General features: G+C 72.2%; 24 protein-coding genes, 1 tRNA gene, 1 other RNA gene and 1 pseudogene. 13 read left to right on the forward strand and 14 right to left on the reverse strand.

What is annotated here, in order from left to right; translation table 11 throughout:
* Positions 1-27: 27 nt before the first annotated feature.
* The 6 genes from ACZ5GH_RS17385 to ffs all read right to left on the reverse strand — a co-directional run bounded on the left by ACZ5GH_RS17385 (position 28) and on the right by ffs (position 6,018).
* On the reverse strand, positions 28-1,308 hold the full coding sequence (locus tag ACZ5GH_RS17385) for an aspartate kinase (RefSeq protein WP_387752421.1): 1,281 nt from the start codon (positions 1,306-1,308) through the stop codon (positions 28-30).
* A gap of 356 nt (positions 1,309-1,664) precedes the next feature.
* Positions 1,665-2,378: a DUF5063 domain-containing protein gene (locus tag ACZ5GH_RS17390; protein WP_387752418.1), complete on the reverse strand. Its 714-nt coding sequence runs from the start codon at positions 2,376-2,378 to the stop codon at positions 1,665-1,667.
* Complete coding sequence (gene recR, locus ACZ5GH_RS17395; RefSeq protein WP_355259448.1) at positions 2,371-2,970, reverse strand: recombination mediator RecR; 600 nt, start codon at positions 2,968-2,970, stop codon at positions 2,371-2,373. The genes ACZ5GH_RS17390 and recR overlap by 8 nt, the downstream gene beginning before the upstream one ends.
* Positions 2,971-3,186: 216 nt before the next feature.
* Positions 3,187-3,525 (reverse strand): YbaB/EbfC family nucleoid-associated protein, encoded by a 339-nt coding sequence (locus ACZ5GH_RS17400; protein ID WP_387753174.1) that lies wholly within the window; start codon positions 3,523-3,525, stop codon positions 3,187-3,189.
* A 144-nt stretch (positions 3,526-3,669) separates the two neighbouring features.
* Positions 3,670-5,856 carry a DNA polymerase III subunit gamma and tau gene (locus tag ACZ5GH_RS17405; protein ID WP_464334695.1) on the reverse strand — a complete coding sequence of 729 codons (2,187 nt, stop codon included), beginning with the start codon at positions 5,854-5,856 and terminating at the stop codon, positions 3,670-3,672.
* 65 nt (positions 5,857-5,921) lie between these two features.
* Positions 5,922-6,018: signal recognition particle sRNA small type (ffs, locus tag ACZ5GH_RS17410), an RNA gene on the reverse strand.
* Positions 6,019-6,125: 107 nt separating this feature from the next.
* Here ffs and ACZ5GH_RS17415 point away from each other — a divergent pair.
* The 5 genes and pseudogenes from ACZ5GH_RS17415 to ACZ5GH_RS17435 form a co-directional block, all read left to right on the forward strand.
* Positions 6,126-6,210, forward strand: a tRNA-Ser gene (locus ACZ5GH_RS17415).
* Positions 6,211-6,441: 231 nt separating this feature from the next.
* A complete protein-coding gene (locus ACZ5GH_RS17420) occupies positions 6,442-6,885 on the forward strand; it encodes an ATP-binding protein (RefSeq protein WP_387752412.1) in 444 nt (147 codons plus the stop codon).
* A 120-nt stretch (positions 6,886-7,005) separates the two neighbouring features.
* A complete protein-coding gene (locus ACZ5GH_RS17425) occupies positions 7,006-7,362 on the forward strand; it encodes a MarR family transcriptional regulator (RefSeq protein ID WP_464334696.1) in 357 nt (118 codons plus the stop codon).
* On the forward strand, positions 7,349-7,888 hold the full coding sequence (locus tag ACZ5GH_RS17430; RefSeq protein WP_464336840.1) for an STAS domain-containing protein: 540 nt from the start codon (positions 7,349-7,351) through the stop codon (positions 7,886-7,888). The genes ACZ5GH_RS17425 and ACZ5GH_RS17430 overlap by 14 nt, the downstream gene beginning before the upstream one ends.
* Positions 7,889-8,020: 132 nt before the next feature.
* Positions 8,021-8,131: pseudogene (locus ACZ5GH_RS17435) on the forward strand (DUF6296 family protein); the annotation flags it as partial.
* Between the two features lie 100 nt (positions 8,132-8,231).
* On the opposite strand, the gene ACZ5GH_RS17440 reads toward ACZ5GH_RS17435, so the two are convergent.
* On the reverse strand, positions 8,232-8,657 hold the full coding sequence (locus ACZ5GH_RS17440; protein ID WP_387752406.1) for a CBS domain-containing protein: 426 nt from the start codon (positions 8,655-8,657) through the stop codon (positions 8,232-8,234).
* Between the two features lie 257 nt (positions 8,658-8,914).
* Between ACZ5GH_RS17440 and ACZ5GH_RS17445 the strand changes: the two genes are divergently transcribed.
* Complete coding sequence (locus ACZ5GH_RS17445; protein WP_464336841.1) at positions 8,915-9,361, forward strand: DUF5994 family protein; 447 nt, start codon at positions 8,915-8,917, stop codon at positions 9,359-9,361.
* A gap of 215 nt (positions 9,362-9,576) precedes the next feature.
* A complete protein-coding gene (locus ACZ5GH_RS17450; protein ID WP_464334697.1) occupies positions 9,577-10,155 on the forward strand; it encodes a DUF5994 family protein in 579 nt (192 codons plus the stop codon).
* Positions 10,156-10,194: 39 nt separating this feature from the next.
* On the opposite strand, the gene ACZ5GH_RS17455 is transcribed toward ACZ5GH_RS17450, so the two are convergent.
* Positions 10,195-10,446, reverse strand: coding sequence for a hypothetical protein (locus ACZ5GH_RS17455; RefSeq protein ID WP_387752398.1), 252 nt, complete (start codon positions 10,444-10,446; stop codon positions 10,195-10,197).
* A gap of 126 nt (positions 10,447-10,572) precedes the next feature.
* On the opposite strand from ACZ5GH_RS17455, the gene ACZ5GH_RS17460 reads away from it, so the two are divergent.
* From ACZ5GH_RS17460 to ACZ5GH_RS17470, 3 genes are all read left to right on the forward strand, one after another.
* Entirely contained in the window at positions 10,573-10,929 is a 357-nt protein-coding gene (locus tag ACZ5GH_RS17460) for a PRC-barrel domain-containing protein (RefSeq protein WP_387752395.1), read from the forward strand.
* 30 nt (positions 10,930-10,959) lie between these two features.
* A complete protein-coding gene (locus tag ACZ5GH_RS17465; RefSeq protein ID WP_167352938.1) occupies positions 10,960-11,127 on the forward strand; it encodes a hypothetical protein in 168 nt (55 codons plus the stop codon).
* A gap of 146 nt (positions 11,128-11,273) precedes the next feature.
* Positions 11,274-11,882, forward strand: a complete 609-nt coding sequence (locus tag ACZ5GH_RS17470; RefSeq protein ID WP_387752393.1) for a DUF5994 family protein — start codon at positions 11,274-11,276, stop codon at positions 11,880-11,882.
* Between the two features lie 69 nt (positions 11,883-11,951).
* Here ACZ5GH_RS17470 and ACZ5GH_RS17475 read toward each other — a convergent pair whose 3' ends face one another.
* The 5 genes from ACZ5GH_RS17475 to ACZ5GH_RS17495 all read right to left on the reverse strand — a co-directional run bounded on the left by ACZ5GH_RS17475 (position 11,952) and on the right by ACZ5GH_RS17495 (position 16,407).
* On the reverse strand, positions 11,952-12,197 hold the full coding sequence (locus ACZ5GH_RS17475) for a hypothetical protein (protein ID WP_387752390.1): 246 nt from the start codon (positions 12,195-12,197) through the stop codon (positions 11,952-11,954).
* A 55-nt stretch (positions 12,198-12,252) separates the two neighbouring features.
* Complete coding sequence (locus tag ACZ5GH_RS17480; protein WP_464334698.1) at positions 12,253-12,744, reverse strand: DUF5994 family protein; 492 nt, start codon at positions 12,742-12,744, stop codon at positions 12,253-12,255.
* A 156-nt stretch (positions 12,745-12,900) separates the two neighbouring features.
* Positions 12,901-14,097, reverse strand: coding sequence for a PP2C family protein-serine/threonine phosphatase (locus tag ACZ5GH_RS17485; RefSeq protein ID WP_464334699.1), 1,197 nt, complete (start codon positions 14,095-14,097; stop codon positions 12,901-12,903).
* 436 nt (positions 14,098-14,533) lie between these two features.
* Positions 14,534-15,520, reverse strand: coding sequence for an aldo/keto reductase (locus tag ACZ5GH_RS17490; protein ID WP_387752382.1), 987 nt, complete (start codon positions 15,518-15,520; stop codon positions 14,534-14,536).
* Between the two features lie 110 nt (positions 15,521-15,630).
* Complete coding sequence (locus tag ACZ5GH_RS17495; RefSeq protein WP_464334700.1) at positions 15,631-16,407, reverse strand: SDR family oxidoreductase; 777 nt, start codon at positions 16,405-16,407, stop codon at positions 15,631-15,633.
* A 187-nt stretch (positions 16,408-16,594) separates the two neighbouring features.
* On the opposite strand from ACZ5GH_RS17495, the gene ACZ5GH_RS17500 reads away from it, so the two are divergent.
* Positions 16,595-17,458, forward strand: a complete 864-nt coding sequence (locus ACZ5GH_RS17500) for a helix-turn-helix domain-containing protein (RefSeq protein ID WP_464334701.1) — start codon at positions 16,595-16,597, stop codon at positions 17,456-17,458.
* A gap of 162 nt (positions 17,459-17,620) precedes the next feature.
* On the forward strand, positions 17,621-18,949 hold the full coding sequence (locus ACZ5GH_RS17505) for a S28 family serine protease (RefSeq protein ID WP_464334702.1): 1,329 nt from the start codon (positions 17,621-17,623) through the stop codon (positions 18,947-18,949).
* 128 nt (positions 18,950-19,077) lie between these two features.
* On the opposite strand, the gene ACZ5GH_RS17510 is transcribed toward ACZ5GH_RS17505, so the two are convergent.
* Positions 19,078-20,592, reverse strand: a complete 1,515-nt coding sequence (locus tag ACZ5GH_RS17510; RefSeq protein WP_387752371.1) for an MFS transporter — start codon at positions 20,590-20,592, stop codon at positions 19,078-19,080.
* 229 nt (positions 20,593-20,821) lie between these two features.
* Between ACZ5GH_RS17510 and ACZ5GH_RS17515 the strand changes: the two genes are divergently transcribed.
* On the forward strand, positions 20,822-21,586 hold the full coding sequence (locus ACZ5GH_RS17515) for a TetR/AcrR family transcriptional regulator C-terminal domain-containing protein (RefSeq protein ID WP_387752368.1): 765 nt from the start codon (positions 20,822-20,824) through the stop codon (positions 21,584-21,586).
* The last annotated feature ends 88 nt before the right edge of the window (positions 21,587-21,674 follow it).

A 21,674-nucleotide genomic window follows, 5' to 3' on the forward strand; every position in this document is an offset into this window, starting at 1 on the left:
GCCCGGTGCCGCCGTTCCGCCCGCGGGTCATCGCCCGGTGCCGCCGTAGACGACGGCCTCGTCGCTCTCGCTGTCCAGGCCGAAGGCGCTGTGCACGGCGCGGACGGCCTCCGGCACGTCCTCGGCACGGGTGACCACCGAGATCCGGATCTCCGAGGTGGAGATCAGCTCGATGTTGACGCCCGCGGCGGACAGCGCCTCGAAGAAGGTCGCCGTGACGCCCGGGTTGGAGCGCATCCCGGCGCCGACCAGCGAGATCTTGCCGATCGCGTCGTCGTAGCGCAGCGACTCGAAGCCGATGCCCTCCCTGACCCGGCCCAGCGCGTCGATGGCCTTCTGGCCCTCGGTCTTGGGCAGGGTGAAGGAGATGTCGGTCAGGCCGGTCGACGCGGCGGAGACGTTCTGCACCACCATGTCGATGTTGACCTCGGCGTCGGCGATGGCGCGGAAGATGCGCGCCGCCTCGCCCGGCTTGTCGGGCACGCCGACGACGGTGACCTTGGCCTCGGAGGTGTCGTGGGCGACTCCGGAGATGATGGCCTGCTCCATCTCGCCCCCTTCGGGCTGGTTCGGGTTGTCGTTGCTGACGATCGTCCCGGGAAGACCCGAGAAGGACGAGCGTACGTGAATCGGGATGTTGTAGCGACGGGCGTACTCGACGCACCGGTCGAGCAGCACCTTGGACCCCGACGAGGCCAGCTCCAGCATGTCCTCGTAGGCGATCCAGTCGATCTTGCGGGCCTTCTTCACCACGCGCGGGTCGGCGGTGAACACGCCGTCCACGTCGGTGTAGATCTCGCAGACCTCGGCCTTGAGCGCGGCGGCGAGCGCCACCGCGGTGGTGTCCGAGCCGCCCCGGCCCAGCGTGGTGATGTCCTTGCTGGTCTGGGAGACGCCCTGGAAGCCGGCCACGATCGCGATGTTGCCCTCGTCCAGGGCGGTGCGGATGCGACCGGGCGTCACGTCGATGATGCGCGCCTTGTTGTGGACGGAGTCGGTGATGACGCCGGCCTGGCTGCCCGTGAAGGACTGCGCCTCGTGCCCCAGCGATTTGATCGCCATGGCCAGCAGCGCCATGGAGATGCGCTCTCCAGCGGTCAGCAGCATGTCGAACTCACGGCCGGCAGGCAGCGGTGACACCTGCTCCGCGAGTTCGATGAGCTCGTCCGTCGTGTCGCCCATCGCGGACACCACGACGACGACCTCATGGCCGGCCTTCTTGGCGTCAACGATTCGGCGGGCCACGCGCTTGATGCCTTCGGCATCCGCAACGGATGAGCCGCCGTACTTCTGCACGACAAGGCCCACGTGCGCTCCTCGACTCGAAGTCTCTTCCGGGGGCCGCGGGCCCCCGTACCCCCCTGGGGAGAGGGGGGTGCGGTCCTCGTCAGTCTACCGAGCAGGGGTGCTCCGACCGGCGCTTTCCATATGGTGAGATGGTGGTTTCAGCACGTGAACGGCGGTCCGGGCGGCTCCGCCGTCAGGTCTGCGGGGGATCCGGTACGGCTCCGAAGAATCGGCGGACCGGGGGGCGGCGATCCGATCGGATTTCTTTTCCGGCCGGGCCGCTGAGGCATTCGTCACAATCCGTGGACGCCGTCGCGGAATACCGCCTCCGGCTTCCTGATCAGCCCGTGCCCGGACGGGCCGCGCGCCCGACGGGACTACCGCCCGAGGCCCAGCTCGGCCGCCATCAGGTCGCCCGCCTGCTGCTCCAGCTGCTCGTCGGTGAGCCCGTCGTCGTCGGTGTCCGCGCCGTCCGGCACCGCGCCGATCGGGCTGTCCAGCCGGACGTGGGCGATCAGCGACTGCAGGGCCCGCAGCACCGCCGTACAGGTCGTGCCCCAGTTGGAGAGGTACGAGAACTGCCACCACCACAGCGCCTCGCTGACCCGGCCCTCGCGGTAGTGGGTCAGGCCGTGCTGGAGCTCGCCGACCACGCCGGCCAGATCGTCCGAGATCCGGAAGGCGTTGGGCTTCTCCGGCGGACCGTACGGGTCGAAGACCTCGTGATAGACGTCGATCGGCGCGAGCAGCTCGGCGAGGCGCTCGCGCAGCTGCTCGCCGTCCGGCTCGGGACCGGCGTCCGGCTCGAACCGGTCCTCCGGGACGACGTCCTCGATCGCGCCCAGCCGGCCGCCGGCCAGCAGCAGCTGCGAGACCTCCAGGAGCAGCAGCGAGACCGCGCTGCCGGGCTCGTCGCCCTTGGCGACCTCGGTGACGGCGAGCACGAAGCTCTCCACCGAGTCGGCGATCTGCACGGCGAAGTCGTCCGGCTCCGAACCGTGGCCGTGGATGTGCGGGGCGTGTGCCCCCGGGGCCCCGTGGGACTGCTGGTGGGGGGTGTGGGGCTGCTGGTTGATCGTCCGGTCAGACATCGAGCAGTCGTCTCCCTTCGAAGGCGCGGCCGAGGGTGACCTCGTCCGCGTACTCCAGATCCCCGCCGACGGGCAGGCCGCTCGCCAGACGGGTCACCTTCAGGCCCATCGGCTTGCAGAGCCGGGCCAGGTAGGTGGCGGTCGCCTCCCCCTCCAGGTTGGGGTCGGTGGCCAGGATCAGCTCGGTGACCGTGCCGTCCGCGAGGCGCGCCAGCAGCTCGCGGATCCGCAGGTCGTCCGGGCCGACGCCCTCGATGGGGCTGATCGCGCCGCCCAGCACGTGGTAGCGGCCGCGGAACTCACGGGTTCGCTCGATGGCGACGACGTCCTTGGACTCCTCGACCACGCAGATGACGGCGAGGTCGCGGCGCGGGTCCAGGCAGACCCGGCACTGCTCGGCCTCCGCAACGTTGCCGCAGACCACGCAGAAGCGGACCTTGTCCTTGACCTCCAGCAGGGCGTGCGCCAGCCGGCGCACGTCGGTCGGGTCGGCCTGCAACACGTGGAAGGCGATCCGCTGGGCGCTCTTGGGCCCGACGCCGGGCAGCCTGCCCAGTTCGTCGATCAGGTCCTGAACCACGCCCTCGTACAACGTCGCGCCTTCCTTCGGATGGTCGGTGGTGCCGGGTGGCCGGTCGGGCCGGTGGCCGGTCGTGCTGAGCGGCCGGTGGCACCGGACGGCCGGTGGTGTTCCGGTGCCATCATCCAACGAATCGGGCGTCGGACACAGCGCCCGACGCCCGACTCCCACATAAATCACATGGGTCTGTCGTCTGAACTTCAGACCTTTATGCCGGGAAGCCCGACGTCAGAACGGCAGACCGGGGATGCCGCCGCCCAGGCCCTGGGTCAGCGGGCCCATCCGCTCGGCCTGCATCTTCTGCGCGGTCTGGTTGGCGTCCCGGACGGCCGCCAGGATCAGGTCGGCCAGGGTCTCGGTGTCCTCCGGATCCACGGCCGCCGGGGCGATGGTCAGCGCCACCAGCTCACCGGCACCGGTCACCGTCGCCTCGACCAGGCCGCCGCCCGCCGTCCCGTTCACCTTCGTGTCGGCCAGCTCCTGCTGGGCCTTCGCGAACTCCTGCTGCATCTTCTGCGCCTGCTTCATCAGCTGCTGCATGTTGGGCTGGCCACCACCGGGGAACACGGCTGTCTCCTTGCTGTCACGGCTGTCGTGCGGTGCTTCGTTCGTCACCGCCGAGCCTACGTGCTGCCCGCCGCTCCGGGCCCCGGACCGGGGCCGGTTCAGGGTCGCCTCAGGGGCCCGTCGTTCCGGGGGACGGGGCGCGGGTCAGGAACCCTGGTGGTGGATCTCCTCCAGCACCGTCGCCCCCAGCTCGCGGATGATCAGCTCCTGGCCGGAGAACACGTCCTCCTTGAGGTCCGGGTCGTCCTCCTCCGGGATGTCGTCCTCCGGCGCCACCGACCGCACCGGACGGGCCGGCGCCGCCACCGGCGGCGGGGCCTGCACCGGCGCGGACCGCACCGGCGGGGCCTGGACGGGGGCGGGCGCCGCCTGGACCGGCGGAGCCTGTACGGGGGCCGGGGCGGGGGCGGGCATCGGCGGCGCGGCGGCCGCCGGACGCGCCGGGGCTCCCCAGCCCCCGCCGCCCTGGGCGCCCGGAGCGCCGCCACCCGGAGCGCCGCCGGACGGGCCGGCGGTGCCGCCGGACGGGTCGACGATGCACTCGATCCGCCAGTCCACGCCCAGCGCGTCGGCCAGCGCGGCGCGCAGCACGTCGTCGCTGTTGCTGCCGACGAAGCTGTCCCGGGCGCCGGCGTTGATGAAGGACACCTGGAGCACGCTGCCGTCGAACCCGGCCACCTGGCCGTTCTGGCTGAGCAGGATCCAGGTGAAGCGGCGGCGGTTCTTCACCGCCTCCAGGATCTGCGGCCACAGCTGCCGCACCTGCGCGGCACCCTGCTGCGCGGACGCCGACGGCTGCCCGCCGGGAGCCGCCGGGGCGGGCGCGGGGGCCGGGACGGGGGCCGCCTGCGGCTGCGCCGCGGGGGGCGCGGCGGGGGCACCGCCTGCGGGGACACCACCGGCGGGCGGGAAGCTGCGCGGGATCGGCCAGGCACCCGGCGCCGGCGCGGCCGGCCCGGCGGGCGCGGCAGCGGGCGGCGGGGCCTGCACGGGCTGGGCGGCGGCCTGCACGGCCTGCGCGGCCGCTACGGGAGCGGGCGCCACCGGCGCTTCGGCCGCCGGAGCCACCCCGGCCGGGGCGACCGCCGCCGGTACGACCGCCGTCGGAGCCGCCGCCGGGGCCGCCATCGGCATCCCCCCGGGGACGGCCATCGGCGCGGCGAACCCGCCCGCGGACGCCCGCCGCTCCAGCTTGTCCAGCCGCGCCTGCAACGACAGCTCGTCGCTGTACGCGCCCGGCAGCATCACCCGGGCGCAGATCAGCTCCAGCTGCAGCCGGGGCGCCGCGTTGCCGCGCATCTCGGTCAGCCCGGTGTTGACGATGTCGGCGGCCCGGCTCAGCTCGGCCGCGCCGAACGCGTCCGCCTGCGCCTGCATCACCGCGACCCGGTCGGCCGGGGCGTCGATCAGCCCCTTCTCCCCCGCGTCCGGCACGGTGGCCAGGATCACCAGGTCGCGCAGCCGCTCCAGCAGGTCGGTGACGAAGCGGCGCGGGTCGTGCCCGCCCTCGACCACCCGGTCGACGGCCTGGAACACCGTCGCCCCGTCGTGCGCGGCGAAGGCGTCCACCACCTCGTCCAGCAGCGCGGAGTCGGTGTACCCGAGCAGCGCCGTGGCCATCTGGTACGTGACGCCGCCCTCGCCGGCCCCGGCCAGCAGCTGGTCCATGACCGACATCGAGTCACGCACCGACCCGGCGCCCGCCCGCACCACCAGCGGGAACACGGCGTCCTCGACCTGGATCCCCTCCCGGCCGCACACCTCCGCCAGGTAGTCGCGCAGCGTGCCGGGCGGGACCAGCCGGAACGGGTAGTGGTGCGTCCGGGACCGGATCGTCCCGATCACCTTCTCCGGTTCGGTGGTCGCGAAGATGAACTTGAGGTGCTCCGGCGGCTCCTCCACCACCTTGAGCAGCGCGTTGAAGCCGGCCGAGGTCACCATGTGCGCCTCGTCCAGGATGAAGATCTTGTACCGACTGTGCACCGGCGCGAAGAACGCCCGCTCGCGCAGCTCGCGCGCGTCGTCCACACCACCGTGCGAGGCGGCGTCGATCTCGATCACGTCGATCGACCCGGGGCCGCCGGTCGCGAGGTCACGGCAGGACTGGCACTCCCCGCAGGGCGTCGGCGTCGGCCCCTGCTCACAGTTGAGGCAACGGGCCAGGATGCGCGCGCTCGTCGTCTTGCCACAGCCGCGCGGCCCGCTGAACAGGTACGCGTGGTTGACCCTGTTGTTGCGCAGGGCCTGCTGGAGCGGAGCGGTCACGTGCTCCTGCCCGATGACCTCCGCGAAGGTCTCGGGGCGGTAGCGGCGGTACAGGGCTAGGGACACACCCCCGACGATATCGGGACGGACCGACAAACGCGTCGCCCCTCGCTCCCACCGGGCCCCGGGAACGCGAAGACCCCTCGTGCACCCGTCAGAGCCCTCCTACCCTTGCTGCCTTCCGGCCCTGGGGGGGTTCAGAGAGATAACGCCACACGAGGGGCTGACACCCACACTACCGGATCCCCGCCCCGAGGATCCACAGGCACCCCCGCCCTCCCGCCTGCGGGATCGGTGGTCGCGAGCACCCCGAAACATGTACTAAGCTCTCCCACGGAGGATTCGCCTAGAGGCCTAGGGCGCACGCTTGGAAAGCGTGTTGGGGGCAACCCCTCACGAGTTCGAATCTCGTATCCTCCGCCTTTGCCTAGCAAGGCAGTTGAAGGCCCTGACCGGGTTTCCGGTCGGGGCCTTCTTCGTGTCGTGGTCTCAGTTTTGGTCTCAGTTCGTCGGCGCCGGGTGAGCAACTGCTCCGGACCACCCCGGCGGCACCGCAGTCCCGGAGGCCCGACCGCTGCCACGCACATGATCCCCGCCTGAACGGGTAGCCGCGTGGTTCGAGGAGCTGCAACGGGAAGCAGGCGAACCGCCGTGGAGAGTCACCTCGGCCCAGCAGCAGTCCTCCATCACTGCCACCTGGATTTCACTGCCGGAAGTGGGGCGTCCCCCGTCAGCGAAGGTAGGGCGTTCACCCGCCGAACCCTGTCCGGTTGGCATCTCGCCCCATCCGTTCTCGGCGACGACGTCCAGCTCATCGTTTCGGAACTGCTCACCAACGCCGCCAGGTACACGGCGGGCCCACTCGCACTGGATCTGGACCAGAACGGCCCGTGCCTGCGCATCACCGTGACCGACCCCCAATCCGGCAGCACGCTGCCCGACCCCGGCACGCACCAACCGTCCCGGGTCGGCGGCCATGGCCTGTTCATCGTCGACCGCCTCGCCCTCTGCTGGGGCGCCCTCCCGAACGACGGCGGCAAGGCCGTATGGGTCGAACTCCTCGTCCCCTCCGAACAACCACCGCCATCGCCTTGAAACCTGCGCCGTGACACGGATCCGCGGGCGAAAACTCGACCCCGCGTTCCACGGTGTGGCCCATCAGCGGATCATCAAGTCAGGCATGGCAAAAGCGGAATCCGGGTTCATACTTGAGGTGTGTCGGATGAGCGAGAGCCGCGAACGAGCTGGACGTTCCTGACCCAGCACGCGCGTGTGCTGTTGATGATCTCGCGGGATGCGGACGTCCGCTTGCGGGACCTGGCCGCGATGTGCGGCATGACCGAACGGGCCGCGCGGGCGATCGTCACGGACCTGGAGAAGGCCGGCTACCTGACCCACTCCCGGCACGGACGCCGCAACCGCTACCAGGTGGTCCGCGGCACGTACTTCCGTCATCCCGCCGAGGGCCACCACGAGATCGCCGGGCTGCTGGCCCTGTTCGCCGATCCCGCCCCCGACGCCGGCCACCAGCCTGCGACCACCACCGGTGATCATCATGATGAGCATCCGTGACCCCGCGCCAACCCGTCCCCCGTACCCCGCCGCACCTTGTGCGCGTCCCGGCCGCTCTGCCACCACCCCTCCCGTTGAGGCGGTGAGTCCAGTGCCCGACCCCAGCGGATCCACCCGGCACGACTGCCCCCCCCCCCCCCCCCCCCCCCCCCCCCCCCCGCGCGTTCCCACCCCGCACCTGCGGATCACCACTGCGAAGCTCCCTGGGACGGCCGTGATCGTCCGCCTCGACGGCGAAGCGGACCAGGAAGACCGCCGCAAGCTGGACGACGCCCTCTCCCGCGCTCTCCAGGACCGCCCACCCCGGCTGGTCATCGACCTGGCCGGCCAGACCTTCTGCTACTCCGTGTGCCTCAACGCCCTGCTCGCCGCCCGTATGGACGCGAGGGCCGCAGGGGTGGAGATGGTGCTGGCAGCCCCGCCGCCCCAGACCATGCGATTGCTGGAGATCACCGGCACCGACGAACTCTTCACCGTTCGGAGCGATGTGCGCGTCGCCCTGGCAGGTGCCAGGGAGATCGGGTGAGGAGCTCCGGACGGACACTCCGTCTCGCTACGCGGTGACCCCTCCGGGTGTACCCGGCAGGCACAGTCCGATCGAGGTCGTCGTCGTTCATGCCACGGACGAGGTGACCGCGGACGGGGCCCTGGTTACGCGGACAAGGCCGGGACCTTCCGCGTAGGGATCATCGAGGAGACGGCCCGACCGCTCGCCGAGCCGACCGGACAGGGACGGCACACCTGCCTGCACGCCACCCCGCTGCCCTGACCTCGCCGCAGTTTCGTTCCGGGCGTGGCCCGACCTGCCACCGTGCTCGATTCCCGGCGGGCGCAAACAGCCCAGGACTCTCGACCGCGGGCACTCCGCCTCAGGCAGCCTTGCCCGCAAGGAGGCTGGTGACACGGTCGGCCATGAGGACACCGAGGATGTAGCCGTCCTCGTCGACGACGGGCCAGACCGCCAGGCGCTTGACCCGCATGGCGATCGCGGCCAGGGCCAGGCCCATGGTCGGCCAGGCGAACGGGCCGCGCTGGTGGGTGGTGGCGCTGATCGCGGTCCGTCCGGTGTACCAGGAGCGGTTCAGGAACGGATGGAGTCCGGTGCGGGTGACCAGCCCCTCGCACCGGCCGTCGTGGTCGCGGACCAGCAGGTAGTCGAGGTGGGCGCCGCGGAGGACGTCGTCGGCCTGGTCAACGGTGCTGTCGTCGGCTATCTGGTAGTCGCAGGGGTCCATGGCGTCGGCGACCGTGAGGCCGTGGCCGGGCCGCACCGACTGCGGGGAGTGGGTGGTCACGGTGCTCACCGTTCCCGTCTCCGGCCGCCCCCTGGGGGCTGCCGAGCTTTCCTTCACCCAGAACGAGGCCGGAACGGTTACCGGAATGCGTGATGCCCTGGATGCCTACGACCCTACTCCGGTGGCGAGCGGCCCGGAGCAGCCCGCTGCGGAGTAGCTTGGGAGACAACCGAGGACATATCGCACACCGGCATCAGCGTCGACGTCGCCCTGGGTCATGACGGGTCCCTCGCGGACCGGACGGGCGGCTTCGCATGATGCCGATTCCTTTCCCCACCTCTTCCTCTCCTGGGCCGTGGACGGCACCCGGCGCCCCGCTGCTGCCTCGCCTGGTGCTGGAACCGACGATGTCACGGGAGGGCGTCTTCGACGGCGCCTGGTGGCCCCGCTCGAACCACGTCCTCGCCGAACTGCCGGACCTGATCACCGCGCTCGGTGCCCACGTCGGGCGCATCGTCCGGGTCGGCCTCGACACCTCGGCCTGGGACGGCGTGCCCCGGTCCGTGGCGGCGAACGGCCTGACGGTCAGAATCAACTGGTGCACCGGCAGCGACGCGACGATCAGCGTCACCCGGGGGTTCCAGGACCACTTCCTGCTGCTGGTGGTACCGCCCGGCACCAAGTCGGCAACGGCCGCCTCGGCGATGGCCGGCGCCTCGGCGACCGGCAACCACACCCCGGCGGCAGAACTCCTGCTCGGCTGAGCGGCCCGGGCACGGTCCCGGTCTCGGCTGCCGCTTCGAGAAGGCGGCAGCCGACGCCGCGTCCAGACCGGACCGGACCGGACCGGACCGGACCGGAGTAGCCTGGACATCACCGAAGGCACTTCGCATGCCGGCACCGGATACTGGCGTCGTCTCCGGCGAACGGCAATGCCGGACCCGGTCTCTCGGCCGGGCCCGGGGACAGGTCTCTGATCATGACCACGACCCTCGATCGTGCGACGACGCCCGCCGCCACGGATTCCACGGCACGGCTCTCCCTCACGCCCGGTGGCGTGCGGCCCGGCCGTCTGGACGGAGCCTGGTGGCCGCGCTCGCGCGATCTTCTTCTCGAACTCCCCGCCCTGGCCGCCGAGATCGACGAGCGGTGGGGCCGGATCACCCGGATCACCGTGAACCCCGCGCAGTGGCCTGTCATCCCCCGGCGGATCCCGGTCACGGGTCACACCGTCCACGCGGGCTGGTTCACCATCGAACAGGACCAGCACACGATCATGGTCTGTTCCTATGCCCCCCGCCGGCTGAGCCTGCTGGTCGTGCCGCCCCAGACGGACGCCGTCGAGGCCGCCCGGCTGATGGCCGAGGCCGCCGATCCCGCGAACACCAGGACCGCGAGCGAACTACTCAGCGCCGAGCCGAGCACCGGTGCGACCGGGCCGGAACTCGGTTCCGATTTCCTGCCGTCGGCCGTCACACCCTCCACCGGGCTTGGCGAGGCCGACCGGCGAGCCGATCTCGCCCGGAGCCGGGCCGCCTCCTGGCCGGCATCCGCGTAGGCGGCCGGCGGGAGCTGCCCGGGCCGGGGTCGGGCTGTCTCACTCGCGTGACCACTCGGTCTCGGCCTGGGGTTCACCGTCGGTACCAGTCCCTTCCCAGAGCCGGACCCTGACTGCCCGAGGGCCCGGCGCGGGTCGGGAGAGGGTGCGAACGAACACGTCCCGGAGATGGTTGGCCGCCCGCTGCGGCGGACCGTCGTACTCCAGCGGATTCGACATCGTCGTGTCGTCCTGCCGGGACCAGCGGCCGTCGTCGTCCTGGGTCTCCAGAATCCACCGGTAGCGCTGCATCGTGCCCTCCTGTGACAACCCTCCTGCCCTGACACGACCGTACGAGGCGAGCGGGCGGAGGGCGACCGGGGATGTCGACCGGCAGCCCCGGTACCACAATGGAACCAGGAGCGGAGGAGGTGGCCGATGTTCGAGGCAGGCGACATCCGGGAGTGGCGCGGCCATGACGTGGTCGACGCCGACGGACACAAGATCGGCACGCTGGAGTCCGTCTACGTGGACACCGCGACCGATCAGCCGTTCTTCGCGACGGTCATGGTCGGCCTGCCCACCCGCCGCCGCCTGGTGTTCGTCCCGCTGTCCGACGCGACGGTAGGTCCCGGTTACCTGAAGGTCCCCCGGCCCAGGAGCCAGGTGAAACACGCCCCGGCCATCGACACCGACGGCGAACTCCCCGCCGAGGACGAGGCAGCCGTCTTCGCCCACTACGGGCTGGACTACGCACCGGGCACGGGCGGGGAGCGCCGCCTGGCCCGCCGCTAGGAGCCCTCCGGACCATGAAGGAGGCCGACGATGGCCCTGGTACTGTTCCTCGTCATCGTGGCGATCGTGCTCGGACTGGTCGGTGTCGTCGCCGAGGGCCTGAAGTACCTGCTGTTCATCGGCATCGCCGTACTGATCGTCGCGCTGATACTCTCCGCCGTCCGGTTCCGGCGCGGTGGCCGGTCTGTGAACCGCTGAGTACCGTGCCGGGTCCGGGCCGGACCGGGAGTAGCCTGGACATCACCGAAGGCACCCCGCATGCCGGCACCGGACACTGGCGTCGTCTCCGGCGAACGGCAATCCCGGACTTGGCACCGGCCAGGCTCGGAGACGGGTCCTTGATCATGACTGTGATCGACGGCGCGACGCTTGCCACCCCCGAACCCGCCCTGCGGCTCTCCCTGGCACCGGACGGCCCGCGAGCCGGACGGCTGGACGGGGCCTGGTGGCCCCGATCGCATGACCTTCCTTCCGAACTCCCTGCCCTGGCCGCCGAACTGGACGAGCGATGGGGTCGGATCGCCGGAATCGCCGTGAACCCCGCCCAGTGGTTGACCGTCCCCCGACGGATCCCGGTCGCGGGCCACACCGTCCATGCGAGCCACACCGTCCACGCGAGCTGGTTCACCGCCGTGCAGGACCAGCACACGATCTCGGTCCGCTCGCACCCTGCCCGTCGGCTGACCCTGCTGGTCGTCCCGCCGCGGACGGGAGCCGTCGCTGCAGCCTGGCTGATGGCCGAGGCCGCCGATCCCGGGAACACCAGGACCGCGAGCGAACTGCTCGCCGACGAGCCGTCCGCGAAGATGCCCGACCGGCGGGGGATCGTCTGGCCGGTACGCGACCCCTTGGTCTCGGCCTGGGGCTCCGCCCGGTGGGGCGGGCCGTCGTCCCCGCCCGGGCGCTCCGGCACTGGCCCCCGACCGGCCACCGGTGCCGCCGACCACCGGTGACGCCGCTCCCGATCGTTCGCCGACTCGCTCCCGGCGGCTCGCCGTCAGTACCTTCGGTGCTCGGCACCGTCAGTACTCGGCGCCGCGTCGCAGGTAGCTGCCCACGACCTGGAGCCACGCCCCCGGGCCGAAGCAGACCTCGATCCGGTACGGCGTGTCCTCGAAGACGCGCAGGACGCGCAGCGCACCGCTCGGGTGCAGGTCGTACTCGAAGGTGACGCCGTCCGCACCGTCCTCGTACTGCATGTCCAACGGCCCCTTCGACGGCTCCGCCGGCGCCCGGGCCTCGGCCGAGAGTTTCACGTAGACGGACATCTCTCCGTCCCGCCTTTCCTGTCTGCCCGAGGAACCCGGCTTGCGGGGCCGTCCCTCAGGACGCTTCGGCCGACGGCTCGGGACCGATGCCGGTGGCGACGAGGATCTGCCCTGCCGAGTCGGTTCCGCCGGCCTCGACCGCGCGTGCCATCGCGGCCAGGGCCGCCTCCCGGCTCGCCTGCGGGGGTACGACGAGCAGGCTGAAGTGATCGCGGTCACCCCGCGTGACGATCACCGTGTCGTCACCGACCGGATACCGGTCGATGTGCACCGACCGGCCGTCGACGACCAGCCGGGCCGGCACGTCGTCCCAGGCATCCGTATCCAGGCCGACGCTCGCCACGGGGCCGAGGTGTTCGGCCAACGCCCTGACCAGACCGGGGAGTTCGGCGCCGACGTCGCGTGAACGCGGCCACCACGCACCGTCGAGCGCACCCTCGCGCGACTGTGTGGTCTCCAGGCGCAGCAGCACCGTCCCCGGCTTCGCGGCCTGCCGGAACCGGCCCGGCAGGAGTCCCGGGAGCGCGGCGCCGGGTTCGTCCGACATGACTCGCCACCTGTTCCGTGGACGCGGACCGACCCCACGGGGCGAGGGCCGACCATCGGGGAACGGCCGTCGGGCCGCCCCGATATCCCCACGGTACTCCGCCCGCGCTTCGCCGACCCGGCCGGTCACGAGAGCCCGCGCGGGGTACCGGCCCTCTCAGCGCCACTCGATCAGGAACAGGGTGGCGTCGTCGCTCGTGCGACCGCCCCGCTTCTCCTTCAGGACGTGGGAGAGCGCGCGCACCACGGCCCGCACCGCGCCCTGCGAACGCTCGACGCGGTTGACCCAGTCGATGAGCTGCTCCTCCCCGAACTGCTCCCCGCCGGGCTCGCGCTCCTCGACCAGGCCGTCGGTGAAGCACAGGACCCGGTCACCGTGCCGCAGCACCCGTTCGCTGATCACCGGCTGCTCGCCGCCGAACCCGACCGGCAGGGTGGTGGCGCTCTCCAGCCGCTCGACGACGACGTGGTCGCGGATCAGCAACGGCTGGGGATGACCGGCGTTGACCCACTGCAGGTGGCCGGTAACAGTGTCCAGGCGCATCATCTGCGCGGTGACGAAGTGGTCCGGCCCGAACTGCTCCGCGACGGCCCGGTCCATGAACGCGTAGATCTCGGCCAGCCCGATGTCGGCGCGCCGGGCGTGCCGGTACGCGCCGATGGCCACGGTCGCCATGGTCGCGGCGTCCAGCCCGTGGCCCATCGCGTCGATCGTGGCCACGTACAGCACCTCGTCGTTGAGCGCGTAGTCGAAGCTGTCCCCGGCCACCTGGTAGGCGGGTTCGAGGATGCCCGCCACCGCGACCCGGGGGACGGTCATCGACAGCGGTGGCAGCAGCGACCACTGGATCTCCGCGGCGACGCTCATCGGCTGGAGGCGCCTGGCCTGGAAGATCCGGTCGGTGTAGCCGGCCTTGGTCACCAGCAGGTCCGCGACCAAGCAGGCGAACCGGCGAAGGAGCCGCCGGTCGTCGTCATCGACGCCGTCCAGCGTGAGGGCCAGCACCCCCACCTCGTCGCCACCGTCCAGCAGCGGCAGGTACACCCGCACCCCGTCGGCCAGCGGTTCCTCGACGGGTACACCACGCAGGAAGGCCGCGCCCGCAGGCGAGCCGTCGATCGGCACCGGCTCACCGCCAGCCAGTCCCCGGCCGGGCAACGGCACCAGCGCCAGCTGGCCGTAGTCCTGCAGCAGGACGGCCGGGGCACGGCCGCCGGCCCTCGTCACCGCTTCGGCGACCAACGGACCGATGAGCCACGGCGGCAGCTCATGGGCCTGATCGAGCAGCGCGCCCAGCAGGTGCTCGCCGAATCCCTCCGCCCGGCCAGGTCGGCACTCGCCACCGCTGCTCACCGCCGCGTCCTCCCTGCCTCGCGCCCGTCGACGCGGCCGCGATCAACCCCGAACAGCCCGGTGCGGTTCGCCGGACCGGTACTTCCATTACGCCCGACGGCAGCGCGTTGCGCCCCCCGGTCACGATCTCGGGCCGCCGCGGAGCACGGCCGACCCCGGTCGCGGGTCCGGCTGCGGTCACTCCCGTCCAGCCCCGTTCCGAGATCGGCCGACGGATCGCTCCGCCGCAGGCCAGGGCGGACACGGGCCTCTCCGGACAGCCGGACGAACAGGCGGAGGGCGTGTCGGAGGCACCCCCTCACGAGTTCGGATCCCGTCTCCTCCGCCTCTGTCCACCAGGGCGGGCGAAGGGCCCGACCGCACGGCGGTCGCACCCTTCGTCGTTCCGTGGGTGCGCGCGTCGGCGGACTGGGCGTCGGCAGGTGGCGGCGGCTGGTCAGGAGTCGATGAGTCGCATCTCCGCGGTGTCGTAGCGGGCACCGGTCACCCGTCGGGCGACCGCGTTCAGCTGCTCCAGGTCGGCGCTGCTCAGGCGCAGGTCGTCCGCGGCGGCGTTCTCCTCCAGCCGGCGGCGGTGCCGGGTGCCGGGGACGGGCACGACGTCGTCGCCCTGGGCCAGCAGCCAGGCCAGGGCGAGCTGGGCCGGAGTGCTGCCGGTCGTGGCGGCCAGCCGCCTGAGTTCGTCGACCAGGCGCAGGTTCGCGGTGAAGGCGTCGCCGGTGAGTCGGGGCACGTGTCCGCTGCGGCGGAAGTCGTCGGGGGCGAGCTGGGCGGGGTCGCTCAGCCGACCGGTGAGGACTCCACGGCCGAGGGGGCTGTAGGGGACCAGCGCGATGCCCAGCTCGCGCAGCACCGGCAGGACGGTGTCCTCCACGCCGCGCTCCCACACGCTGTACTCGGTCTGCACCGCGGTGATCGGGTGCACGGCGTGCGCGCGGCGGATCGTGTCGGCCGCCACCTCACTGAGACCGAGATGGCGCACCTTGCCGGCGGCCACCAGCTCGGCCATGGCGCCGACGGTGTCCTCGATCGGTACGTCCGGGTCGACACGGTGCAGGTAGTACAGGTCGATGTGTTCGACGCCGAGTCGCCGCAACGAGGCGTCCGCGGCCCGACGGACGTGGGCCGGACTTCCGTCGACGCCCCGCACGGCGCCGTCCTCGTCCCGGACGAAGCCGAACTTGGTGGCGATGAAGGCCTGCTCCCGGCGGCCGGAGAGTGCCGCGGCGAGCAGCTTCTCGTTGCCTCCGCAGGCGTACATGTCCGCGGTGTCGAACATGGTGACGCCCAGTTCCAGGGCCCGCCTGATCGTGGCGACGGCCTCGCCCTCGTCGCCGGGGCCGTAGAACTCGCTCATTCCCATGCAGCCGAGTCCCAGGCCGCCCACCTCCGGCCCGCCCGGACCCAGGGTGCGGGTACGCATGATCGCTCCTCCAATTTCGGTCGATACCGGATTCGATCGCAGCGGGCCCCGGGGCGACCGCCGCGGACGCGGGCCTGCCGGTAGGCCGGCAGGCCCGCGCCTGGTGCGGGTCAGCTGAGCTGGCCGGTGGGCATGACGGTGACCTGCTGGAGGTTCACCCGCGGCGGCAGCGAGGCCAGGAAGCCGATGGTCTCGGCGACGTCCTGCGCGGTGAGCCACTCCATGGTCGCCTTCGAACCGGCCAGCCAGTCCCGCGCACCCTGGTCGGTGACGTGGCTCTGCAGCTCGGTGCCGACGATGCCCGGCTCGATCGCGGCCACCCGCACGTTCTTCGGGCCCAGCTCCGCGCGCAGGTGGCGGGAGAAGTGGGTGACGTACGCCTTCGTGGCGGAGTAGACGGCGAAGTTGGGGAAGATGTTCTGCGCCGCGATCGACGAGGTGTTGATCAGGTCGGCCACGCCGCGCTCCCCGGCGGTTCGCACCAGCTGCGGGACGAACGCGCCGGTGACGTTCATCAGACCGGCGATGTTCAGGTCGATCTGGTGCTGCCACTGGTCGGTCGCCAGCTCCTCGACGGGGGCGGGCAGCATCACGCCGGCGTTGTTGAACAGCAGGTCGGCGCCGCCCAGTTCGGCCTCGACCCGGTCGGCCGCCGCCTGGACGGCCGCCTTGTCGGTCACGTCGGCGGCGATGGCCACGGCGCTGCCGCCGTTCTTCTCGATCCGGGCGACCAGTTCCCCGAGCCGCTCGGCCCGGCGGGCCAGCACGACGACGCGGGCCCCGAGTTCGGCCAGCCTCTCGGCGGACGCCTCGCCGATGCCGCTGGAGGCTCCGGTGACGACGGCGACGCGGCCCTGAAGTGCCTTGGTGTTGTTCAGCGTGGACATGGTGCGGGTACCTTCCGGACGAAGCAGACGGGGTGAGGGTCGGTGCCGTCGGGCTGCTCCCGGGCACAGCTCAAGCACACCAGCCCGCCGCCCCCGCCGGGGCGCCACAACAGGCCCTGGCCAGGCAGGTACTGGCAGGGCCACCCTGGGGCTCCCCGGAGCGACACCGACGATCCACACTGGGACCATGGACCGCAGCAAGGAGATCGCCGACTTCCTCCGGAGCCGTCGCGCCGCGATCAGGCCGGACCTCGCCGGGCTTCCCGCCGACGGGCGGGTCCGCCGCGTCCCGGGCCTGCGCCGGGACGAAGTCGCACGTCTGGCGGGGGTCAGCACCGAGTACTACACCCGGCTGGAACAAGGGCGCGCCCGCAACCCCTCCGCCGAGGTCGTCGCGGCCCTGGCCCAGGCCCTGCAACTCGACGCGTCCGAACGCGAGCACCTCGCCGACCTGCTGCTGCCCGACCCGCAGGCGGCACGCCGCACCCCGAACCGGCCCCAGCGGGTCCGGCCCGGCCTGTACCTGATGCTGGAGACGCTGAGCCGCGTACCGGCGTTCATCCTCGGTCGCCGCACCGACGTGCTGGCCGCCAACCACCTCGCCAGGGCCGTCCTCACCGACTTCGAAGCCCTGCCGGCCACCCGGCGCAACCTCGCCCGCTACTACCTCCTGGACCCGCAGGCCCGCGAACGCGTCGGCGACTGGGAACGGATCGCCGCGGAGACGGTGGCCATCCTGCGGCTGGAGGCCGGCCGCTACCCGGGCGACCGCCGGCTCGCCGACCTGGTCGGCGAACTCACCCTGGGCTGCCCGGAGTTCTCGACCTGGTGGAACGACCACAAGGTGCTGCGCCGCACCCACGGCGCCAAGCACTACGTCCACCAGGTCGCGGGCGAACTCCACTTCTCCTACGAGTCGTTCCAGGTCCCCGGCGACACCGAGCAGACCCTGTGCGTCTACAACGTGGAACCCGGCTCCGACACCGCCCGGGCACTGCAGCTCCTGAGCAACTGGACGGCGCCCGACCTCGCCGCCCCGTCCACCGGCTGACGCCCCACAGCTCCGCACGCGGGCCGGGCGGGGTCGTCCAGCAGCGGCCGAGGCAGGCCGTCGTGCCTCCCTCCCGGGAGGGAGGCACGGCCCCGCCCCGGCGGGATCCGCGGCGTCCGCCGTTCCGGTTGACTCGAGGCATCGACGACCGGGGAGGCGAACATGCTGCGCAGGCGAATCGGACGGGTGCTGGCTCAGGCCGGGGTGGCGGTCCTGCTGGCCTGCACGGCCGCGGTGCCCGCCGGGGCCGCGGAGGGGACGGGGCCGGCCGACATCCGGGCGGCCATCGAGGCGGTGCCGGGCCTGCGCGTCGTGGAGGAGAAGCCGGCCGCGCCCGGATTCCGGTTCTTCGTCCTGGCCCTGCACCAGCCCGCCGACCACGACCACCCGGAGAAGGGCGGCTTCGAGCAGCGCCTCACGCTCCTGCACCGGGGCACCGACCGGCCCACCGTGCTGTTCACCAGCGGATACACCGTCCCCGGCACGCAGTTCCGCTCGGAGCCCACCGAGTTGCTGGACGCCAACCAGGTGAGCACCGAGCAGCGGTTCTTCGGCGCCTCCCGGCCCGAGCCCGCGGACTGGACCGACCTCGACATCCGGCAGGCCGCGGCCGACCACCATCACGTGGTGGAGGCCCTGCGCCGGGTCTACCGGGCGGCCTGGATCTCCACCGGCGGCAGCAAGGGCGGCATGACCACCGTCTACCACCGCCGCTTCTACCCGCAGGACGTGGCCGGCTCGGTCGCCTACTCCGCGCCGAACAACGTCGACGACCACGAGGACTCCGCCTACCTCGACTTCCTGCGCACCGTCGGCACCCCCGAGTGCCGTGACGCCCTCCAGGCCGCGCAGCGGGCCCTGCTGGAACGCCGCACCGCCCTGGTCGCCGGGTACCAGGCCTGGGCGGACTCCCGGGGCGACGGCTTCCAGCTGGTCGGCAGCGCCGACAAGGCCTTCGAGATCGCCGTGCTGCGGGCCCCGTTCATGTTCTGGCAGGGCCGCGGCCAGGCCGCCTGCCCGGCCGTACCGGCCCCGGACGCCACCGACGACGCGCTGTACGCCTGGCTCTCCGACGTCGCCCAACTCCCGGTCTACGCCGACTCGGTGGCGAACCAGTTCGTCCCGTACTTCTACCAGCTGGGCACCCAGCTGGGGTACTTCCCGGTCGAGACGGCCCACCTGGCCGACCTGCTCCGACACCCCGGCGCCACCGAGCCGCGCACCTTCGTCCCCCGCGACGTCCCGCTGCGCTATCGGCCGCAGGCGATGCGCGACGTGGACCGCTGGGTCCGCACCCGCGGTGACCGGCTGATGTTCGTCAACGGCGCCGCCGACCCGTCGGTGGCCGAGCCGTTCCGGTTGGGACAGGGCACCCGGGACTCCTACCTGTACCAGGTGCCGGGCGGCACCCACGCGGCACGCATCGCCCAACTGCCCGCCGCCGACGCCGCGGTGGCGACGGCCACGCTGCGCCGCTGGGCGGCGGGGTAGCGCCCGGAGGCGGTGCGCGGGGCAGGGCGGGGCGGGAGCGGGGACGCCGACGGCCCCGGCCGCACGAGGCAGCCGGGGCGGGACAGTCGGGGCACGAGCGCCGCAGCCGTAAGCCGTAAGCGCCGGGCTCAGCCGACCGGCTCGGCCGTGGGCTCCGCCGGCACCCCGGCCTCCGCGGCGGCGGTCTTCCGTCCGTCGCGCATCAGCACCAGGGTGAGCGCCGCGGCCGCGACGACCGCGATGCCGCCCACCGTGAAGGTGGTGGAGGTGGCGGTGTTGAACGCCTCCCGGGCGGCGGCGACCAGTCCGCCGTCCCCGGTGGAGCCGGCCACCGCGAGCGCACCGGTGATGTCGTGGCGGGCGGCGTCGGGGGCGGCGTCGGGCATCGCGCCGGTGTAGGTGCTGGAGAGCACGGTGCCGAGGATGGCCACGCCGAGCGCCGCGCCGGACTGCTGGATGGTGTCGTTGAGCGCGGAGCCGACGCCGGCGTGCTCGCTGGGGATGGCGCCCATCAGGGCGTTGGCGGCGGCCGGCATGCCGAGGCCGGAGCCGACGCCGAGCACCAGCATGGCCGTGGCGACCTTGGTGAAGCCGTCGCCCACCGAGAGGGTGGCCAGCAGGCCGAAGCCGCCCGCGATGATCAGCATGCCGATCGAGGTGAGCGCCCGCGCCGGGACCTTCTTGCCGAGCACCGCGCCGAGCGCGTTGAACACCAGCGAGGCGACGGCCAGCGGGATGAAGGCGAGGCCGGTGTCGGTGGGCGAGAACTCCAGCACGAACTGGAGGTACTGGGTGAGGACCAGCATCAGCCCGCCGGTGGCGAAGGTCAGCAGGACGAGCGAGAAGCTGGCGCCGGTGAAGACCCGGTTGCGGAAGAGCTTGATCGGGACCATCGGCGAGTCGGTGCGGACCTGCCGGACGGCGAAGCCGGCCAGCGAGGCCACCGCGAGCAGGAGCGCGCCGAGGGTGCTCGCGCTGGTGAAGCCGTCCCGGGGCAGCACGATGATCGACCAGACCAGCGCCGTCATGCCGACCATCGACAGCACCATGCCCGGCAGGTCGGGGCGGCGCCACGGTCCCTTGGACTCCGGCATCAGCAGCATCGCGGCGACGATGGCGACCGCCGCGATCGGCACGTTGAGCAGGAAGACCGCGCCCCACCAGAAGTGCGCGATCAGCGCGCCGCCCAGTACCGGACCGCCGACCAGGCCGATCATGGCCACCGCGCTCCAGGCGGCGATCGCCTTCGGGCGCTCCTCGTCGTCGAAGACGGTGATCAGGATGGAGAGCGTGCTCGGCATGACCAGCGCGCCGCCGACGCCCATCAGGACGCGCCCGGCGATCAGCTCACCGGGGCTGCCGGCGTACGCGGCGACCAGTGAGGCGGCACCGAACAGCACCAGTCCGACGATCATCACCTTCCGCCGGCCGAAGCGGTCGGAGAGGCTGCCCGAGGTGAGCAGCAGGCCGGCGAAGACCAGGATGTACGAGTCGATGATCCACTGGATGTCCTGCGCCCCGGCCTTGAGGTCCTCCGCGATCGGCGGGATGGACACCGTGAGCACCATGTTGTCGATCACCAGCACCAGGCTGCTGAGGCAGAGCACGACCAGGATGAGCCAGCGCTGCGGATGCCGTTCCACGGCGTTTCCCCCTTCGGACTACGGATTCGGTGCGGGCACACCGCCCTCCGTCCCCAGGGGAACGGTGTGCGCCGCTCCGAACACTGTACGGACACCGCACACTGTTCGCAATGCCGTACGCCGTTCGATCTCCGCACAGCGTTCGCTCCGCCGTACACTGTTCGCATGAACCTGTGGCGAGCGGCGCCACGGACCGGACCCGGTCCGGACGACTGGTGAGGAGAGTCCGATGACGGCCAAATCAGAGGACGGAACGCCCCCCGGCATCCCCACGCCGTGGAACCGCCCGCAGCGACGGCGGGAACAGCCCGCCCTCAGCCGCGAGCAGATCGTCTCCGAGGCCTTCGCGCTGCTGGACTCGGACGGCATCGAGGCGCTGAGCATGCGCAAGCTCGCCGCCCGCCTGAACGCCGGCGCGACCTCGCTGTACACCCACGTCGCCAACAAGGACGAGCTGCTCGCCCTGGTCGTCGACCAGATCTTCGGCGGCCTTCCCCAGCCCAACGCCGAGGGCTGCGAGGCGTCCGAGGTCTGGCGCGCGAAGGTCATGGAGCTGGCCGAGGGCATGCGCGCGGCCGTCATGCGCCACCCCTGGATGGTCTCGGTGATCGGCGACGTCGGGATGATCTACCTCGGCCCCAACTGGATGCGGCTCTCCGAGACCTTCCTGGCCGTGATGGAGACGGCCGGCTTCGACACCGGCGAGGCCAACGACGCGATGAGCGCGGTGATGGGCTACACCATCGGGACCGCCTGCGTGGAGGCCTCCTGGGTGCGCGCGCTGGCCCGCAGCGGCCAGGACGAGCAGGAGTGGATGAACCGGCTCCTGCCCGCCGTCATCGAGGCCACCAAGGAGTTCCCGCGACTGCACCGGCTGTACACCACCGAGGTGCCGGACGAGGTCGCCGCGGGCCGGGACCAGGGCTTCGCCCGCGGGATCAACGTCATCCTGGACGGGGTCGAGGCGTCCCTGGCCGTCCGGCGCCGGGGCTGAGCGGCCGCACCCGGCTCCGTCGAGTGCGGCCGTCCGGGGCGACGCCGTACTGGCGCTCCGGTTCGCTCTCGACCGGCAGGGCGGCGTC

The organism is Kitasatospora sp. Xyl93 (assembly GCF_055383135.1).

Bases quoted from the DNA above. Each gene is read 5' to 3' on its own strand.
- ACZ5GH_RS17455 (WP_387752398.1), bottom strand. From the start codon at position 10,446: ATGCAGCGCTACCGGTGGATTCTGGAGACCCAGGACGACGACGGCCGC.
- ACZ5GH_RS17495 (WP_464334700.1), bottom strand. From the start codon at position 16,407: ATGTCCACGCTGAACAACACCAAGGCACTTCAGGGCCGCGTCGCCGTC.
- ACZ5GH_RS17465 (WP_167352938.1), top strand. From the start codon at position 10,960: ATGGCCCTGGTACTGTTCCTCGTCATCGTGGCGATCGTGCTCGGACTG.
- ACZ5GH_RS17500 (WP_464334701.1), top strand. From the start codon at position 16,595: ATGGACCGCAGCAAGGAGATCGCCGACTTCCTCCGGAGCCGTCGCGCC.
- ACZ5GH_RS17480 (WP_464334698.1), bottom strand. From the start codon at position 12,744: ATGTCGGACGAACCCGGCGCCGCGCTCCCGGGACTCCTGCCGGGCCGG.
- ACZ5GH_RS17505 (WP_464334702.1), top strand. From the start codon at position 17,621: ATGCTGCGCAGGCGAATCGGACGGGTGCTGGCTCAGGCCGGGGTGGCG.
- ACZ5GH_RS17390 (WP_387752418.1), bottom strand. From the start codon at position 2,378: ATGTCTGACCGGACGATCAACCAGCAGCCCCACACCCCCCACCAGCAG.
- ACZ5GH_RS17445 (WP_464336841.1), top strand. From the start codon at position 8,915: ATGCCGATTCCTTTCCCCACCTCTTCCTCTCCTGGGCCGTGGACGGCA.
- ACZ5GH_RS17470 (WP_387752393.1), top strand. From the start codon at position 11,274: ATGACTGTGATCGACGGCGCGACGCTTGCCACCCCCGAACCCGCCCTG.
- ACZ5GH_RS17515 (WP_387752368.1), top strand. From the start codon at position 20,822: ATGACGGCCAAATCAGAGGACGGAACGCCCCCCGGCATCCCCACGCCG.
- ACZ5GH_RS17450 (WP_464334697.1), top strand. From the start codon at position 9,577: ATGACCACGACCCTCGATCGTGCGACGACGCCCGCCGCCACGGATTCC.
- ACZ5GH_RS17475 (WP_387752390.1), bottom strand. From the start codon at position 12,197: ATGTCCGTCTACGTGAAACTCTCGGCCGAGGCCCGGGCGCCGGCGGAG.
- ACZ5GH_RS17460 (WP_387752395.1), top strand. From the start codon at position 10,573: ATGTTCGAGGCAGGCGACATCCGGGAGTGGCGCGGCCATGACGTGGTC.
- ACZ5GH_RS17490 (WP_387752382.1), bottom strand. From the start codon at position 15,520: ATGCGTACCCGCACCCTGGGTCCGGGCGGGCCGGAGGTGGGCGGCCTG.
- ACZ5GH_RS17430 (WP_464336840.1), top strand. From the start codon at position 7,349: ATGAGCATCCGTGACCCCGCGCCAACCCGTCCCCCGTACCCCGCCGCA.